The sequence below is a fragment of the Kitasatospora sp. NPDC088742 genome (assembly GCF_055584905.1).
Window position 1 is genome coordinate 66,642 of sequence record NZ_JBVJLD010000034.1, and the last position, 16,797, is coordinate 83,438.

General features: G+C 71.3%; 12 protein-coding genes. 2 read left to right on the forward strand and 10 right to left on the reverse strand.

Annotation, left to right across the window (positions count from 1 at the left end):
• Nucleotides 1-70 precede the first annotated feature (70 nt).
• Nucleotides 71-1,924, reverse strand: a complete 1,854-nt coding sequence (locus ACZ6ZR_RS25050; protein WP_465645803.1) for a ricin-type beta-trefoil lectin domain protein — start codon at nt 1,922-1,924, stop codon at nt 71-73.
• A gap of 216 nt (nt 1,925-2,140) precedes the next feature.
• Here ACZ6ZR_RS25050 and ACZ6ZR_RS25055 point away from each other — a divergent pair, with 216 nt between their 5' ends.
• Entirely contained in the window at nt 2,141-3,535 is a 1,395-nt protein-coding gene (locus ACZ6ZR_RS25055; protein ID WP_465645805.1) for an RICIN domain-containing protein, read from the forward strand.
• Between the two features lie 214 nt (nt 3,536-3,749).
• Here the strand turns inward: ACZ6ZR_RS25055 and gcl are convergent, their stop codons facing one another.
• The 6 genes from gcl to ACZ6ZR_RS25085 all read right to left on the reverse strand — a co-directional run bounded on the left by gcl (nt 3,750) and on the right by ACZ6ZR_RS25085 (nt 13,429).
• Complete coding sequence (gene gcl / locus ACZ6ZR_RS25060; RefSeq protein ID WP_465645840.1) at nt 3,750-5,528, reverse strand: glyoxylate carboligase; 1,779 nt, start codon at nt 5,526-5,528, stop codon at nt 3,750-3,752.
• A gap of 195 nt (nt 5,529-5,723) precedes the next feature.
• On the reverse strand, nt 5,724-7,724 hold the full coding sequence (locus ACZ6ZR_RS25065) for an oxidoreductase (protein WP_465645807.1): 2,001 nt from the start codon (nt 7,722-7,724) through the stop codon (nt 5,724-5,726).
• 273 nt (nt 7,725-7,997) lie between these two features.
• Nucleotides 7,998-9,416, reverse strand: a complete 1,419-nt coding sequence (locus ACZ6ZR_RS25070; protein WP_465645809.1) for an APC family permease — start codon at nt 9,414-9,416, stop codon at nt 7,998-8,000.
• A 454-nt stretch (nt 9,417-9,870) separates the two neighbouring features.
• On the reverse strand, nt 9,871-10,842 hold the full coding sequence (locus ACZ6ZR_RS25075) for a hypothetical protein (protein WP_465645811.1): 972 nt from the start codon (nt 10,840-10,842) through the stop codon (nt 9,871-9,873).
• Nucleotides 10,839-12,113: an MFS transporter gene (locus ACZ6ZR_RS25080; protein WP_465645842.1), complete on the reverse strand. Its 1,275-nt coding sequence runs from the start codon at nt 12,111-12,113 to the stop codon at nt 10,839-10,841. Before ACZ6ZR_RS25080 ends, ACZ6ZR_RS25075 begins: the two co-directional genes overlap by 4 nt.
• A 2-nt stretch (nt 12,114-12,115) precedes the next feature.
• Nucleotides 12,116-13,429 (reverse strand): discoidin domain-containing protein, encoded by a 1,314-nt coding sequence (locus ACZ6ZR_RS25085; protein WP_465645813.1) that lies wholly within the window; start codon nt 13,427-13,429, stop codon nt 12,116-12,118.
• A gap of 351 nt (nt 13,430-13,780) precedes the next feature.
• Between ACZ6ZR_RS25085 and ACZ6ZR_RS25090 the strand changes: the two genes are divergently transcribed.
• Complete coding sequence (locus tag ACZ6ZR_RS25090; RefSeq protein ID WP_465645814.1) at nt 13,781-14,557, forward strand: class I SAM-dependent methyltransferase; 777 nt, start codon at nt 13,781-13,783, stop codon at nt 14,555-14,557.
• A gap of 1 nt (nt 14,558) precedes the next feature.
• Here ACZ6ZR_RS25090 and ACZ6ZR_RS25095 read toward each other — a convergent pair whose 3' ends face one another.
• The 3 genes from ACZ6ZR_RS25095 to ACZ6ZR_RS25105 form a co-directional block, all read right to left on the reverse strand.
• Nucleotides 14,559-15,212, reverse strand: coding sequence for a DUF5701 family protein (locus ACZ6ZR_RS25095; RefSeq protein ID WP_465645816.1), 654 nt, complete (start codon nt 15,210-15,212; stop codon nt 14,559-14,561).
• An 86-nt stretch (nt 15,213-15,298) separates the two neighbouring features.
• The gene (locus ACZ6ZR_RS25100) at nt 15,299-16,117 is read right to left on the reverse strand and encodes a hypothetical protein (RefSeq protein WP_465645818.1); all 819 of its coding nucleotides are present in this window, start codon (nt 16,115-16,117) and stop codon (nt 15,299-15,301) included.
• Nucleotides 16,114-16,734 (reverse strand): RNA polymerase sigma factor, encoded by a 621-nt coding sequence (locus ACZ6ZR_RS25105; RefSeq protein WP_465645820.1) that lies wholly within the window; start codon nt 16,732-16,734, stop codon nt 16,114-16,116. Before ACZ6ZR_RS25105 ends, ACZ6ZR_RS25100 begins: the two co-directional genes overlap by 4 nt.
• Nucleotides 16,735-16,797: the final 63 nt, after the last annotated feature.

Consider the following 16,797-nt stretch of genomic DNA (forward strand, 5'->3'; position numbering starts at 1 on the left):
ACCTGGCGTGCACATGACGTAATTGTCAAGAGCACTACCTCACTTGCCAGTTGGCCCCACCCCCGCCACCTCAGGCCGGCAGCGTCCAGCGCTGGTTGGCCCCCGCGAAGCAGGTCCAGAGCTGGGTGGGCGTGCCGTTGGCGGAGTTGTTGCCGGTCACGTCCAGGCACTTGCCGAGGGCCCGCAGGGTGCCGTCGGCGGACGGCGTCCAGCTCTGCGCGGCGCTGCCGTTGCAGTCCCAGAGCTGCACCTTGGCGCCGTCGGCACTCGAACCCCCGTTGACGTCCAGGCACTTGCCCAGCGCCTTGACCGTGCCGCCGGTGGAGACCGTCCAGCTCTGGGCGGTGGTGCCGTTGCAGTCGTAGAGCTGCACGGCCGTCCCGTTGGCGGAGTTGGCCGCCGCCACGTCCAGGCACTTGCCGCCCAGGCCGGTCACCTGACCGGTCCGCCCGCCACCGCCGCCCGGCGTGCCGGCCCAGGTGAAGGTGGCCGAGGTCTTCGCCGGAAGCTGGTAACCGAAGCTCTGGCCGCCCCAGTTGACCCGGACGGTCTGCGCGGTGCCGCTGTCGTTGTACGCGATCAGCGCCTTGGAACCGTCGGGGTTCTGCCAAGCCACGTTCGGCACGGCAGAGTTGGCGGTGGAGGCGATCCGGTACGCGCCCGGCTTCACGAACTTGGTGAGGTGCCCCATGGTGTAGTACTCGACCGTGTAGTCCACCTGCCCGGCCCGGCCACCGCCGTTCTGCACCGTGACCAGCCCGGTGCAGGTGCCGCAGCCGCCGAAGTGCGGGCCGCCGTTCTGGTCCACCGCGAGGCTCCACTTGACCACCGACTTACCCCAGTTGCGGGTGTAGTCGATGATGTTGCGCATGTCCTCGCGCTGCTGGTCGGCGATCCAGGTACCGCCGGAGTGCTCGGTGCCGAAGGCGTCCACGCCCGGGTACCGGTCGTGGACCGTGCTCTGGGTGGCCACGTCGCCGCCGTAGCCGTGCCAGGCGATGCCGCCGAAGTTGGGGTGGCTGCGGATCGCCGGATCGTCCACCACCGGCGCGCCGTAGCCGGCGTACTGGTCCCAGTTCCAGTCCAGCGCCAGCACCTTGCTGCTCAGACCGGCCCCGGCGAGGGCGGGCAGCAGGTTGTTCTTGGTGAAGTAGGCGAGGCCGGAGCCGTTCCAGCTCATCGAGGGGTAACCGCCGCAGCAGGTCGGCTCGTTCTGCACGGTGAGGTAGTCCACCGGCACGCCCTGGGCCTGGAAGGCCTGCACGTACTTCACGAAGTACTGGGCGTAGGAGCCGTAGTACTCGGACTTCAGCCAGCCGCCGTCCAGCGAGCCGCTGTCCTTCATCCAGGCCGGCGCGGTCCAGGGGCTGGCCATCGTGGTCAGCGCGGGGTTGAGCTGCTTGGCCTGCCTGGTCAGCGGCAGCACGTCCACCAGGTCGTGGGCGACGGAGAAGTTCGCCAGGCCCGGGTCGCTCTGCCCGGCCGCGCGGTCGTCGTAGGTGTAGCCGTAGCGGGCCAGGTCGGAGGCGCCCATCGGGTTGCGGATCATCGACAGGCCGATGCCCTCGGTGGGCGAGAACAGCTTGCGCATGGTGGCGTCCCGGGTGGCGGCGGGGACGCCGCTGCTGTTCAGCAGCCAGGCCGCGGTGTCGGTGAACGAGGCGCCGCCGCCGGTGAACTGCTGGTAGCGGACCAACTCGTCCACGGTGATCTGCTGCCCGCCGCCGGACCCGGCCGCGAAGGCCGTGGCGGGCTGCGGCTGGAGACCGCGGGTGACGTGGCGGCCGCCCGCGTCGTCGGTGGTGGTGAGCCAGACCGAGACGCTCTCGCCGGCGGCCGAGGCAGTGGGGGCGGCGGCCAGCAGACCGCCGGCCGCGAGGGCACCGGCGAGCAGGGCCGCGGCGGTGCGGCTGGTTCGGAGCATGGCGAACTCCTCGGGGTGGGGGATGGCGGCAGATTCAACTCCTGTACACAGCAAGGCGTCAAGACCCGGGTCTCTGCCTGACGAGCCGTCAACTCCTGAATGACCAAGGAACTGTTGTCTTTCCTTCCAGACCTCTTGACGGCACGTGGTCTACTCCAGTTGACTCCCTCCTGCTCGCCCCGGAGAGCGCTCCCCCACACGTCCCTGGAGTCCCCCATGCTTCGTCGCGCCCTCGTCGCGGGAGCGGTGCTCGCCGCCGCCCTCGGCGCCCTGCCCGGCACCGCCCACGCCGCCGCCAACCCCGGCCCCGGCTTCCCCGCCCAGTACGCCGCCCCGTACGTGGAGACCTGGAAGTCACCGAACGCCCTCACCGACGCCCGCAACGCCACCGGGCTCAAGTACTTCACCCTGGCCTTCGTGATCAGCGACGGCAGCTGCAACGCCACCTTCAACGGCAACACCCCGATCGGGGACGCCGGTTGGACCTCCGCGGTGAACTCGCTGCGGGCCGCCGGCGGCGACGTGATCGCCTCATTCGGCGGCGCGGCCGGCACCGAGCTGGGCCAGGCGTGCACCTCCGTCAGCGCGCTCAAGGCCCAGTACAAGCGGGTGGTGGACACCCTCAACCTCACCAGGATCGACCTCGACATCGAGGGCGGCGCGCTGAACGACACCACCGCCAACGACCGGCGGAACCAGGCCCTCGCCCAGCTCCAGCAGGAGTACGCGGCGGCCGGGCGCAGCCTGGCCGTGCACTACACCCTGCCGGTCAACCCGACCGGCCTGGAAGGGAATTCGCTCAGCCTGCTGAACAACGCCAAGAGCCGCGGCCTGAACGTCGGCGTGGTCAACATCATGACGATGGACTACGGCCCGGCGATGGACATGGGCCGGGCCGCCACCGACGCCGCCACCGCCCTGCACGGCCAGCTCGGCTCGATCTGGACCGGCAAGACCTCGCAGCAGCTCTGGGCGATGGAGGGCAACACCCCGATGATCGGGGTCAACGACACCCAGGCCGAGGTCTTCACCACCGCGAACGCCACCACCCTCACCGACTTCGCCCGGGCCCGCGGCATCCAGCTGCTCGCCTTCTGGGCCCTCGGCCGGGACAAGGCCTGCGCCGCCAACGGCACCCTCTCGGACTCCTGCAGCGGCACCCCGCAGAGCCCGTACCAGTTCGCCCGCACCTTCAACGGCGTGACGGGCGGCGGGAGTTCACCGCGACCGACCGGGCGGGTCACCGGCTACGGCGGCAAGTGCGTGGACGTCGCGGCGGCGGCCAGCGCCAACGGCACCGCGATCCAGCTCTACGACTGCAACGGCACCGCCGCCCAGGACTGGACGGTGGCCGCCGACGGCTCGCTCCAGGCCCTCGGCAAGTGCCTCGACGTCACCGGCGCGGCCACCGCCAACGGCACCAAGGTCCAGCTCTGGGACTGCAACGGCTCCGGCGCCCAGAAGTGGCAGCCCGGCTCCGGCTCCACCCTGGTCAACCCGGCCTCCGGCCGCTGCCTGGACGCCACCGGCCCCAGCTCCGCCAACGGCACCCGGCTGCAGATCTGGGACTGCTTCGGCGCAGCCAACCAGCAGTGGCTGCTGCCCGCCTGACACACCCTCCGACGCCCGAGAGGACCTGAGCATGGTCGAGGCCTCGATCGGCATCGCGGTCTTCCTGAACGACCGCGCCGCCTACGACAAGGCCGTCGCCCTCTTCACCGCCTGGGAGACCCTCACCCACGCCGCCGACCCGGCCTGATCCCGGAACGCACCGATGCCCGGCGCCGTAGTGGGCGGCGCCGGGCATCGGTGTGCTGACGTCGGGTCAGGCCTGGAGGGCCTTGATCGCGGTGGGGGCGTGGCCGGGCTCGGTGGCGAGCTCCTCGAACTCGGTGACGTCGGACATGTCGACGGTCTTGCTCATCGAGATGTTGGTGACGCGCTCCAGGATGGCCTCGACCACGACCGGGACGCGGTACTCGGCGGCCAGCTTCTTGGCCTCCTCGAAGGCGGCGCCCAGCTCGTTCGGGTCGGTGACCCTGATCGCCTTGACGCCCAGGCCCTCGGCGACCTTGACGTGGTCGACGCCGTAGACGCCGATCTCGGGGGTGTTGATGTTCTCGAACTCCAGGTTGACCTGGAAGTTGATGTCCAGGCCGGCCTGGGCCTGGCGGATCAGGCCGAGGTAGGCGTTGTTCACCAGGACGTGGACGTAGGGGACCTTGTGCTGGGCGGCGACCGCCAGCTCCTCGATCATGAACTGGAAGTCGTAGTCGCCGGAGATCGCGACGATCGGGGTCTCCGGGTCGGCGGTGGCGGCGCCGATCGCGGCCGGGATGGTCCAGCCGAGCGGGCCGGCCTGGCCGCAGTTGATCCAGTTCCGCTTGTTGTAGACGTGCAGGAACTGGGCGGCGGCGATCTGCGAGAGGCCGATGGTGGTGACGTAGCGGGTCTCCGGGCCGAAGGCCTTGTTCATCTCCTCGTAGACGCGCTGCGGCTTGATCGGCACGTTGTCGAAGTGGGTGCGCCGCTGCAGGGTGGCCTTGCGCTCCTGCGCGGAGGCGGCCCAGGCGGTGAAGTCCGGCAGCTGCCCGGCGGCCTTGAGCTCCTTGGCGACCTCGACGAAGAGCTCCAGCGCGGCCTTGGCGTCGGAGACGACACCGTAGTCCGGCGGGAAGATCTTGCCGATCTGGGTCGGCTCGATGTCGACGTGGACGAACTTGCGGTCACCCCGGTAGGCGTCCAGGTTGTAGCCGGTGTGGCGGTTGGCCCAGCGGTTGCCGACGCCGAGGACGAAGTCCGACTCCAGGAAGGTCGCGTTGCCGTAGCGGTGCGAGGTCTGGACTCCGACCATGCCGGCCGCCAGCTCGTGGTCGTCCGGGATGGTGCCCCAGCCCATCAGGGTGGAGATGACCGGAACGCCCGTCAGCTCGGCGAACTCGACCAGCAGTTCGGTGGCGTCGGCGTTGATGACGCCGCCGCCGGCCACGATCAGCGGGCGCTCGGAGGCCAGCAGGAAGGAGAGCGCCTTCTCGATCTGGGCCCGCGAGGCGGCCGGCCGGTAGACCGGCAGCGGCTGGTAGGTCTCCGGGTCGAACTCGATCTCGGTCAGCTGGACGTCGATCGGCAGGTCGATGAGGACCGGGCCGGGACGGCCGGAGCGCATCAGGTGGAAGGCCTGCTGGAAGACGCCGGGGACCTGGGCCGCCTCCAGGACGGTGGTGGCCGCCTTGGTGACCGGCTTGGCGATCGAGGCGATGTCGACCGCCTGGAAGTCCTCCTTGTGCAGCTTGGAGACCGGGGCCTGGCCGGTGATGCACAGGATCGGGATGGAGTCGGCGATGGCCGAGTACAGCCCGGTGATCATGTCGGTGCCGGCCGGGCCGGAGGTGCCGATGCAGACCCCGATGTTCCCGGCCTTGGCCCGGGTGTAGCCCTCGGCCATGTGCGAGGCGCCCTCGACGTGGCGGGCCAGCGTGTGGCCGATGCCACCGACCTGCTTCAGCGCCCGGTAGAAGGGGTTGATCGCGGCGCCCGGCACGCCGAACGCGACGTCGACGCCCTCGAGCTTGAGGATCTCAACTGCGGCTGCGGCGGCTGTCATACGAGGCATCGGGTCACTCCTGCGTCCGTCGGGCTCCAGCAACTTCCACTATGCGGAAGCATTGTTCTGGGATACGAAAGACAAGCTAGGACGGCTTCAACAAAACGTCAAGAGTGGGTCCGAAGGGCGAACCACACGCGTGCGTGCGAAAGGCCCCCGGGGCATCCCGGGGGCCTTCGGATCAGCGACGGAGAGCTACAGCGCGGCGGCCAGCCTGGTGCCCTGGTCGATCGCGCGCTTGGCGTCCAGCTCCGCGGCCACGTCCGCGCCGCCGATCAGGTGCACCGAGGCGCCGCCCGCCACCAGCGCGTCGTGCAGCTCGCGGCGCGGCTCCTGCCCGGCGCAGAGCACCACGGTGTCCACCGCGAGCAGCCTCTCCTCGCCGTCCACCACCAGGTGCAGGCCCTCGTCGTCGATCTTCCGGTACTCGGCGCCGGAGACGGTGACCACGCCGCGCTTGGCGATCTCCTGCCGGTGGATCCAGCCGGTGGTCTTGCCGAGGCCCGCGCCGACCTTGCCGGCCTTGCGCTGGATCAGGTGCACCTGACGGGGCGGCAGCTCCTTCTCGGGGGCACGCAGCCCGCCGCGCTCCCGGTGCTCGGTGTCGATGCCCCAGCTGGCGTAGAAGTCGGCGCCGGAGTCGGTGAGGTACTCGGCCACGTCGAAGCCGATGCCGCCCGCACCGATGACCGCGACCCGCTCGCCGACGGCGGCGCCGCCGCGCAGCACGTCCAGGTAGCCGAGCACGCTCGGGTGGTCCACCCCGGGGATGTCGGGGGTGCGCGGGGTGACGCCGGTGGCCAGCACCACCTCGTCGTACCCCTCGGCGAGCAGCTGCTCGGCGCTCACCAACTCGCCCAGCCGCAGCTCGACCTGACGAACCGTCAGCTGGTGCCGGTAGTACCGCAGGGTCTCGTCGAACTCCTGCTTGCCGGGCACCTGGCGGGCCACGTTGAGCTGCCCGCCGATCTTGTCGTCGGCGTCGTACAGGGTGACGGCGTGGCCGCGCTCGGCGGCCGCCACCGCGAAGCCGAGCCCGGCCGGGCCGGCCCCGACCACGCCGATCCGCTTGCGCCGCTGGGTCGGCCCGAGCACCAGCTCGGTCTCGTGGCAGGCCCGCGGGTTGACCAGGCAGGAGGTGATCCTGCCGCTGAAGGTGTGGTCCAGGCAGGCCTGGTTGCAGCCGATGCAGGTGTTGATCGCCTCCGGCTCCCCGGCGGCGGCCTTGGCCACGAACTCCGGGTCGGCCAGCAGCGGACGGGCCAGCGAGACCAGGTCGGCGTTCCCGTCGGCGAGCAGCTGCTCGGCCAGCTCGGGGGTGTTGATCCGGTTGCTGGTGACCAGCGGGACGGAGACCTCGCCCATCAGCTGCTTGGTCACCCAGGCCCAGGCGCCGCGCGGCACCGAGGTGGCGATGGTCGGGATCCGGGCCTCGTGCCAGCCGATGCCGGTGTTGATGATGGTGGCCCCGGCTGCCTCGACGGCCTTGGCCAGCTCGACCACCTCGGGCAGCGTGGAGCCGCCGGGCACCAGGTCCAGCATGGAGAGCCGGTAGATCAGGATGAACTCCGGCCCGACCCGCTCGCGCACCCGGCGGACGATCTCCACCGGGAAGCGCATCCGGTTCTCGTACGAGCCGCCCCAGCGGTCCTCGCGGTGGTTGGTGTGGGAGGCGATGAACTCGTTGATCAGGTAGCCCTCGGACCCCATGATCTCCACGCCGTCGTACCCGGCCGACTGCGCCAGGGCCGCCGCCGCCGCGAAGTCCTCGATGGTCTGCTCGACCTCGTCGTCGGTGAGCGCGCGGGGCGGGAAGGGGCTGATCGGGGCCTGTACGGCGCTCGGCGCGACCAGGGCGGGGTGGTAGGCGTAGCGGCCGAAGTGCAGCAGCTGGAGGGCGATCCGGCCGCCCGCCCCGTGGACCGCGTCGGTGATCACGCGGTGCTCGGCGGCCTCCTGCTCGGTGGTCAGCTTGGCCCCGCCGTCCCAGGGGCGGCCGGCCTCGTTCGGCGCGATGCCACCGGTGACGATCAGGCCGACGCCGGCCCGGGCCCGGGTGGCGTAGAACTCGGCCATCCGCTCGAAGCCGTGCTCGGCCTCCTCCAGGCCGACGTGCATCGAGCCCATGATCACCCGGTTCGGGAGGGTGGTGAAGCCCAGGTCCAGCGGGCGCAGCAGGTGCGGGTACGAGGTCATGCCAGCACGGTAGGGGCGGGGCACCGGCTATGCAACTAGTTGCACATGCACCATGGCGCACATCACCTCGCCCCGCCCCGCTCGGCCTTCGGCCTACCAGCCGACAAGCAGCTGATCCAACGTCACCCTGATGGCCCGTTTCCGCAGGTACCCGTTCTGGTGACACTCAGGGGGATGGGTTGAAGGGTGGTAGGGCGCACGAAACAGCGGGAGGACCGTCCGGTGGACGGTCCTCCCGCTGTCGTCTGTCCTACGGTGCTGCCCTACGGTGCGTCAGACCCGCGCGGGCTCCTGGTCGTCCTCGGGGACGGTGATCACCCAGCGGGTGTCCTGCCGGGGGCGCAGGTAGCCCACCCAGTAGAGGGCGGCGCCGACGGTGATCCCGCCGGTCCAGAGCAGCGCGGTCACGTCGAGCTGGGTCAGCACGTAGCCGAGCACCAGGATCAGGATCACCGGCAGCGCGGGCCAGAGCGGCTGGCGCCAGGCCGGGACGTCCTTGTGCTTGCCCTTGCGGGCGAACAGCGCGGCCACCGCGACCAGCAGGTAGAGGGCGGCGACGGCGACACCGGTGATGTTGGTCAGCAGGTCCTGCGGGACGAAGCAGAGCGCCGCGCCGGGCAGGCCGACCGCGAGGGTGGAGATCCACGGGGCGCTGAACCGGTTGAGGGTGCCGAAGGCCTTGTTCACCGGCTGCGGCCAGGCGCGGTCACGGCCGGAGGCGAACAGCACCCGGGAGTTCTGGATGACCATCACGATGCCGGCGTTGACGATGGCCAGCGCGATGCAGAGGCTGACGAAGGTGCCGACCGAGGATCCGGCCCAGCCCTCCACCAGCGCGGAGACGTTGCCCTCGCTGAGCGCCGCCAGGTCCGGGGCACCGACGGTGATGGCGATGACCGGCACCAGGATGATCACGGCCGACAGGCCGAGGGTCCACAGCACGGTGCGGGCGACGTTGCGGCGCGGGTTCTCCAGCTCCTCGGAGAGGTAGATGGCGGTGGAGAAGCCCTGGGTGACGAAGAGCGCGGTGCCCATCGCGGCCAGGATCAGCGAGAGGCCGACCGGGCTGGTGGCACCGTCGGTGATCACCTGACCGTGGGTCAGGCTGGAGACGCCGCGCTCGCTGTGCGAGAAGCCGAGGAAGGAGACCACCGCGCAGGCGATCACCTCCAGCACCAGGAAGATTCCGGTCAGCCAGGCGTTGGCGCGCAGGTCGAGCAGGCCCGCCACGGTGGCCGCGATCATCACGGCGGCGCCCGCGACGGCGGGGTTGATGTGGATGATCGGTTCGAGGTAGTCGGCGGTGCCCATCGCGATCAGCGAGGGCACGATCATCACCACGATCAGCGACTGGATGAAGACCAGCCAGCCCGCGAAGCGGCCCGCCAGGGTGCCGACCATCGCGTACTCGCCGCCCGCGCTCGGGATCAGGGTGCCGAGCTCGGAGTAGCAGAACGCCACCGCGACGCAGAGCAGGGTGCCGATCCCGATCGCCAGCGCGGTGTAGGTGCCGAGCGAGGCGAACAGGTCCGGCACGATCACGAAGAGCGAGGAGGCCGGGGTCACGCAGGAGAGCGTGAGCAGCGTGCCACCGACGACACCGAGCGACCTGGCCAGCTTCTTCGGAGCGGCGGAGGTCTGATCGGCGGCCACCGCCGTGGAGGCGGCGGGCGGGTCGAGGATGTCGGTCATGTGGCTTCCGATCGGCTCGGCGCTGGGGGACGCGCGTCGTGGGTGGTGCTGGTGCGGGAGCGGATATCTCCTCCAGGCAGGTTTGCCGGTGCTTCGTGGTTTCGGTCGCTCCCGGCCGCCATGGAAGCGGGCGAATCGGGCGCAGTCAACGACGCGACAGCTTCGGAATCCGTTGTCACAACGCCCCTCGCCGAGGTCCCAGCTCGAAGGGCCCGGCATGGCACTCCTGGCGATCGAAGGGATGTGACCGGCCCCACATGACCCTGCGTCACAGTTTCCAGGCGTTGACCATGGAATCAATGCCCCTGGCACCCCTCGGGGCAAAGAGTGCCCCAAGCTCCGGGCCCACCGCACCGCGACGATAACCGCAGCCGGGGTGGGGGAATTGATCCATAACAGTTCGGCCACCCCGGCCGCGGTCTCAGTACTCGGCCGAATCGGCCGTCCTCCCAGGTCAGCGCGGCGGAGCCGCCACCGCCACCGGCGAGGAGGCCCCCGGCACCAGCAGCTGCGGCTCCCCGGTGCCGTCCGCCGGCACCGCCCAGACGTCGCTGCCCTTCCCGTCCTTGCCCGGCAGCGCGTACCCGACCGTCGCCCCGTCCAGCCAGGCCGCCTGGTCGTCCACGCTGCGTGACTCCGCCAGCGCGTGCTCCTTCAGCCCGTCCAGCTCCAGCACGTACAGCCGCCAGGGCGCGGCCGGATCGGCGGACACCTTCTTCTTGAAGGCGATCCGGGTGCCGTCCGGCGAGAGCGAGGGGCACTCGACGTTCTCCCGGAGCGTCCGGGCCGACCAGGCGTGCAGGTCGCCCTCGACCAGGTGGGTCTTCCCGGCGGAGGAGACGGTGGCGTAGAAGCGGTTGTCGTCGGCCGCGAAGTTGACGCCCCAGTAGTTGACGTCGGCCGCGTGGTAGCGGGCGCCGTCCACGGTCAGCGGGATCGACTCGACCGACTTGATCAGGTAGCCGGTGCGCAGGTCCAGCACCGAGGTCCGGGTGGAGAAGCCGCTGGCGGCGTACGAGTCGCCGACCGCGAAGGCCGTCCAGGAGAGCACCTGCCCGGAGGGCGAGACCCGGGCCCGGTTCGGGATGCCGGGCACCACCACGGACTGCAGCTCGGAGAACCGGCGGTCGTACACCACCGCCTGGGTCCGGGCCGGGACACCGGGCATCGCCCGCAGGCAGAGCGCCCTGTCCCCCGAGGCGTAGAACCGCTCGCAGGACGGCCCGTCCGGCGGCCCGCCCTGGCGGCCGACCCGGCCGGTGGCGGTGTCGCGGTAGTACAGCCCGGCCTGGTCCAGGGTGAACGTGCTTGCCGCGGCCAGGACTTGGTGGCCGCCGTCGCGCTGCCGGGCGTGCAGCACGTAGCCCAAGGAGCCACCCAGCAGCGCCAGGACCGCAACGGTCAGCACGATCAGACGTGCCTTCATGTGCCCATCTCCTCTTCCGCCGGGCCCGGTTGGGACAGGCTCTGCTGATCGGGAAGGAGGTGCCAGGCCGCCGCCACCGCGAGGCCCAGCAGCGTTGCCGCCACGGCCAGCGCCGGCCGCGGTCCCCACCACGTCCAGGCCGCGCCGAACCCGGCCGCGCCGCAGAGCCGGGCCAGCGCCTGGCCGGTCTGGAGCACCGCGAGCCCGCCGGCCCGGCCCTCCCTCGGCAGCACCGGCCCGGCCAGCGCCATCAGCACGCCGTCGGTGGCGGCGTAGAAGACGCCGAGCAGTGCCAGGGTCAGCACGACGGTCGGCCACCCCATCGGCAGCAGCAGGACCAAGTAGGCCGCCAGCAGGGCGCCGTGGCCGTAGAGCAGCGGCGCCCGGCGTCCGATCCGGTCCGCGAGGCGGCCGGCCGGGACGGCCAACAGCAGGTAGCCCGCCGCCGCGCCGAGCGGCAGCAGCGGGAAGAGCGCGGGCGTGAGGTCCAGGCCGCGCTGGAGCAGCAGGTAGAGGAAGGAGTCGCCGATGGTCGCGGCCCCGAGCAGCGCGGCGGCGTACACCACCCGCCGGAACGCCGGGTCCCCGAGTAGCTTGGTGCTACTCCTGGTTCGGGCCTTCGGTGGCGGCGCAAGGGCCGGCACCCCGGCCGGTACGAAGAGCACCAGCAGCAGCACCCCGAGCAGCCCGGTGGCGAAGCTCACCACGAACACCGCGTCGTAGGCGTCCGCCGTCACCCAGAGCACCGCGAACGCGACCAGTGGCCCGAGCAGCGCCCCCGTGGTGTCCATCGCCCGGTGCACCCCGAAGGCCCGGCCGAGCGCCTCGGGCGGTGCGCTCAGGCTGATCAGCGCGTCCCGGGGGGCGGTGCGGACTCCCTTGCCCAGCCGGTCCGTCGCCATCGCCGCGGCGATCCCGCCGGCCGCCCCGCCGGCCAGCAGCAGCCCGAGCCGGGAGAGCGCCGAGAGCAGGTAGCCGGCCCCGGCGACGGCCTTGTGCCGCCCGCCGCCGCGGTCCGCGAGGCGGCCGCCGAGCAGCCGCACCAGCGCCGTGGCCCCGTTGAACAGGCCGTCCAGGAAGCCGAATTGGAGGGGCGAGAGGCCGAGCCCCAGCACCAGGTAGAGCGGCAGCACGGCGGTGACCATCTCCGAGGAGACGTCCGTGACCAGGCTGACCGCCCCGAGCGCGACGACCGTGCCGGGAACGCGCGGCCCCACCCCGGTGGGGCGGGGCCGCGCGTCCGTGTCCCGGCCGGTGGTGGCCAGGTACATCATCAGTGGCAGCTGTAGTTCGGGCTGGTGTCCTTGGCCTTGCCGTCCGTCCCGACGTAGGTCCAGCTGTAGCCGGAGTCGGTGAAGTCCAGCTTCAGCACGCCGTAGTCGCCGCTGATCCGCTTCTGGCTGTTCGGCTGGATCTGCTCGATCGGGTACGGCTCGGCGCCGCCCATCCCGCCGACGATCTCCACGATGCCGTCCGCGACCGCCTTGCCCTCCGGGTCCTGCGGGGCGAAGCGCTCGTAGTGGTGGTCGTGGCCGTTCAGGATCAGGTCGGCCTTCGCACCGTAGAGGATCTTCCACACCGGCTTGGAGACCGGGTCGTTGCCGTGACCGCCCGAGGAGTACAGCGGGTGGTGGAAGTAGGCGGCGATGCACTTCTTGCTGTTGGCCGCCAGGTCGGCCTTCAGCCAGTCGATCTGGGCGCTCTGGTCGAAGGCGTTGGAGTCCAGCGCCAGGAAGTGCCAGTTGCCCTCGTCGAAGCTGTAGTAGCTCTTGCCCTGCGGGTAGGCGATGGAGCCGAAGTACGACTTGTAGCCGGCGAGCGAACCGGCCGGGTCGTAGGTCTCGTGGTTGCCGGGGACGGGGTGGGTCTTGGCCTTGAAGGCGCCCCAGCTCTTGTCGTAGTAGTTCTTGTAGTCCTGCAACCGGGCGTCGTCGTACTGGTTGTCACCCATCGTCAGGTAGAACTTCGGGTTGAGCTGCTGCGCCAGCTTGGCGGTCTTGGGGTGCGCGCAGTTGCTGTCCGAGGCGGTGCACTGCGCGGCGATGTCGCCCGCCGCCACCACCGTGAACGCCCCGGCCGGCTGGCTGGTGGACGGGCTCGGCGACGGGGTCGGGGTCGGCGTGCTGCCGCCGTCCGCGGTCCCGTACACCTCCATCTCGAACAGCGAGTAGCCGTAGCTCGTGCCGCGCGCCGTCCCGTACATCCGGACGTAGCGGCCCTTGCCGGACAGACCCGTCCAGTCGTCGGTGCCGCCGTTGCCGGCCGCCTCGGTCGCGACGGTGGTCCAGGTGGACCCGTCCGCCGACACTTCCAGCCGGTACGCCTTCGCGTACGCGGCCTCCCAACTCAGCTTCACCCGCGAGACGTTGGAGGCCGCCCCGAGGTCCACCCGCAGCCACTGCGGGTCCTTGCCCTCCTCGCTCGCCCACCGGCTCGACGTGGATCCGTCGAACGCCTTCCCGGCCGCGTACGAGGACCCCTCCGTGGAGGACGCCGTCGCCGCCTTCCCCTTGGAGATCACCGGGTCGGCCACCGCCCCGGCGCTCCCCGGCATTACGAACAGCAGACCGCCGAGCAACGCCGACACCGCGGCGAACACCCCGACGTGAACAGGCCTAACCGAGCCACCCAGACTCATCGCTGGACTCCCTGACCGTAGGAAACGTAGGAGAGCTGGTCCACCGGCACCCCGTGTCGTGGGCCGGAGAAGCGGCAACCGCACACACCACCGCAGCGGCCGGGTCAGAGCTCTCCCACTGAGCACGTCACGCCCCGTCGGTCACGGGCGCCGCGCCAAGCCGCCGTTCGGCAGAGTAGTAGAAAGGAAACTTTCCTACCAGTACCCGGGTAGCACGTTGCGGGTGCACTTTCTGACAGTCCGTCACTGCCCTCGAATACTCAGGTGCACCCTTCCCCCATCCCCTGCCACCCTCATCCCATGCGCACCTTCGACGACCTTCTGGCAGAAGGCGAGGCCGCCCCCACCGAGGGCTGGGACTTCTCCTGGTTCGCCGGCCGGGCGACCGAGCAGCGGCCGTCCTGGGGCTACGCCCGACTGCTCGGCCTGCGGATGGCCACGGCCGGCTCCGCCCTCGATCTGCAGACCGGTGGCGGCGAGGTCCTGGCCTCGATCCCCACCGCGCCAAGGCAGTTGGCCGCCACCGAGTCCTGGCCGCCGAACCTCGCCATCGCCCGGCGCAACCTCGCCCCGCTCGGCGGCACGGTGATCGAGGCCGACAACTCCGCCGACCTGCCCTTCCCCGACGCCCACGTCGACCTGGTGAGCAGCCGCCACCCGGTGGTGACCCGCTGGGACGAGGTGCACCGCGTGCTGCGCCCCGGTGGCGGCTACCTGGCCCAGCACGTCGGCGCCGGATCGGTCCGCGAGCTGACCGAGTACCTGATCGGCCCCCAACCCGCTTCTACCGCACCCCCGTTGACCACCTACGCCGGGACCGACCCGGTCACGGCGGTGGCCACGGCGGAGGCGGCGGGCCTGGAGGTGCTGGACCTCCGCCAGGAGGCCCTGCGGATGGAGTTCCACGACATCGCGGCGATGGTCCACTTCCTGCGCAAGGTCATCTGGATCGTCCCCGGCTTCACCGTGGACGCCCACCGCGACCGCCTGGCCGAACTCCACTCCCACATCACCCGCCACGGCCCCTTCGTGGCCCACTCCCAGCGCTTCCTGTTGGAGGCCCGCCGCCCGGCCTGACTCAGCCGCTGCGCCGGCCCGCCGTGGTGGCGAAGCCCAGCCAGGTGTGCCGGTTGCCCCACCAGCACCAGCCCACCTTCGGGGCGTCGCGCCGCTCGCGGCCGTCCCGGCCGGTGCCGTTGCTGATCCAGATCGCCGGGGTGCGGGCGTCGAAGGTGCCCTTCGGCTTGCGCAGGCGCGAGCCGATCGTCATGAAGCACCGGTTGCGCTCCAGCACCTCCGGCCGCTGGAGCAGCCAGTGGATCCCCTCACTGAGCAGCAGCGGGCTGCGCCCCTCCGCCTCGATGGCCGGCAACGCCTCCTCGGGGCTCCAGTTGGCCATCCGGTCCCCCCGGTCCGGGCCGGTCACCAGGTAGAGCGGCCCTTCCGGCAGCTCCACCCCCGTCGGCGCGAACTCGTCCACGTCCGCCATGTCGACCACGACGAAGCCCGGCTTCCCCCCGTGCCGCAGCAAGGGCGCGAGCACCGAGGCCGGGACGCGCGCCGGATGCACGGCGAGCAACGCGTCCACCCCTGACGCACCGTTGGCGAACTTCCTCACCTCCTCCGCGGACAACCCCGCGAGCTCGTGCACCCCGAGCCCGATCAGGCGCTCCGCCTGATCGGGCAGCGAGGGAAGGACGGTCACGGCAGAACGGGTCGACAGGTCGGTCAAGACACTCCTCGGTACGCGATCCGGATCAGCTGACTGGGTACCCAACGGAGCACCTGACCGCCCTGTTCCCGATCGCGGCGAGATTCTCAGCCCGCCTCCATCTCCGAGCGCGGGACGGTGCGGCTGGTGCCGTCGGCGAGGGTGAGGGTGGCGGAGTCGACGCTGCCACCGAGGTGGGCACCCGGCCACCAGGCGGTCCAACGGCCGTTCTCGACGAGGACCTCGAAGGTGCGGCCGCGGGAGTTCAGGGTGACCGACTTGACGTCCGAACCGACCACTCCGGCGGCGTAGTTGAAGGTCCCGTCGCCGTCGCCGTGCGAGCCGCCGGTCTCGTAGACGATCCCGTTCGGCGCGACGGCCGGCGCGGCGCCGATCGCCTCCCAGAAGCCCCCCTCCCCCTCGGGGGCGACGTAGCACAGCGCGACGGTGTCGCCGCGGGTGACGATCATCGAGGTGACCTTGCCGCGGATGTCCGCGTTGGTGACCTTCACCGGCGCCTTCTTGTCCTCCATCGCGTCCAGGCACCACTTCAGGGTCTTGGCGCCCTGCCCCTTGGTGGTGTCCACCTGGGTCGGCCTGGAGGTCCAGCTGACGATCTCGGCGGAGCCCAGCGGGCCACCGCCACCCCCCACTCCCTGGCTGAACACCCGGTCGGCGAGCGTGACTCCGCCGACCACCGCCCCCAGGGCGACGGCCCCGGCGAGGGTGAAAGCCAGGCGGCGGCGCAGCGACTGCGGCCGGGGCCGGGCGGGCTTCACGGTGGGGGTGTCGTGGTCGATCTTGCTCATCAGGAGCTCCCGGTGCACGGCGTGACGTCCCGTCGGCAGGTCACGCTCGGCCGGTGCGGGCAGCTGCCCGAGCAACCCGGCGCGCTCCACCGGCTCCGGCCGCTGGTCGGCGTTCACTGGCGAACCTCCTTCGGGGACAGGCCCGCGGTCGCGGGCTCACTCTTCATCTGGTGTGTGCCGCGCGCGAGTTCCGTCTTTTTTCGAGCGGCCGCCTCGGTCAGCCGGTGCAACTTCGCCCGCGCCCGCGAAAGCCGCGACCGCACCGTCCCCACCGGCACACCGAGTGCCTCGGCCGCCTCCCGGTAGTCCAGCCCCGCCCACACGCACAGCGCCAGCACCTCCCGCTCCGGCCGCCGCAGCCGCGCCAACGCCTCCTGCACCGCCGCGATCCGCACCGCGTCGTCCATCCGCCCGGCCGTCTCCTCCGCGAAGTCCGGCACCCCCTCGGCCGGCGGCGGCAGTTGGGCCAGCACCTCCCGGTGCCGCCGGGCCGCCCGCCGCTGATTGCTCACCAGATTGGTGGCGATCCCCAGCAGCCACGGCCGCAGCGAGCCACCCTCCTCGCTCACCTTGCCGTGCTGCCGCCAGGCCTCCAGGAAGGTCAGCGACATCAGGTCCTCCGCCACCGACCAGTCCCCGGTCAGCCGGTACGCGTGGTTGTACACCGCCCGCGCGTACCCGTCGAAGAGCAACCCGAAGGCCTCCCGGTCACCGGCCCGCACCCGCGCCCGCATCTCTGGATCCGAATAGTCCACACCCATCCCTCTGGCGCGCCGCCGCTCCACGTTCCCGTGACC

Bases quoted from the DNA above. Each gene is read 5' to 3' on its own strand.
- ACZ6ZR_RS25050 (WP_465645803.1), bottom strand. From the start codon at position 1,924: ATGCTCCGAACCAGCCGCACCGCCGCGGCCCTGCTCGCCGGTGCCCTC.
- ACZ6ZR_RS25055 (WP_465645805.1), top strand. From the start codon at position 2,141: ATGCTTCGTCGCGCCCTCGTCGCGGGAGCGGTGCTCGCCGCCGCCCTC.
- gcl (WP_465645840.1), bottom strand. From the start codon at position 5,528: ATGACAGCCGCCGCAGCCGCAGTTGAGATCCTCAAGCTCGAGGGCGTC.
- ACZ6ZR_RS25065 (WP_465645807.1), bottom strand. From the start codon at position 7,724: ATGACCTCGTACCCGCACCTGCTGCGCCCGCTGGACCTGGGCTTCACC.
- ACZ6ZR_RS25070 (WP_465645809.1), bottom strand. From the start codon at position 9,416: ATGACCGACATCCTCGACCCGCCCGCCGCCTCCACGGCGGTGGCCGCC.
- ACZ6ZR_RS25075 (WP_465645811.1), bottom strand. From the start codon at position 10,842: ATGAAGGCACGTCTGATCGTGCTGACCGTTGCGGTCCTGGCGCTGCTG.
- ACZ6ZR_RS25080 (WP_465645842.1), bottom strand. From the start codon at position 12,113: ATGTACCTGGCCACCACCGGCCGGGACACGGACGCGCGGCCCCGCCCC.
- ACZ6ZR_RS25090 (WP_465645814.1), top strand. From the start codon at position 13,781: ATGCGCACCTTCGACGACCTTCTGGCAGAAGGCGAGGCCGCCCCCACC.
- ACZ6ZR_RS25105 (WP_465645820.1), bottom strand. From the start codon at position 16,734: ATGCGGGCGCGGGTGCGGGCCGGTGACCGGGAGGCCTTCGGGTTGCTC.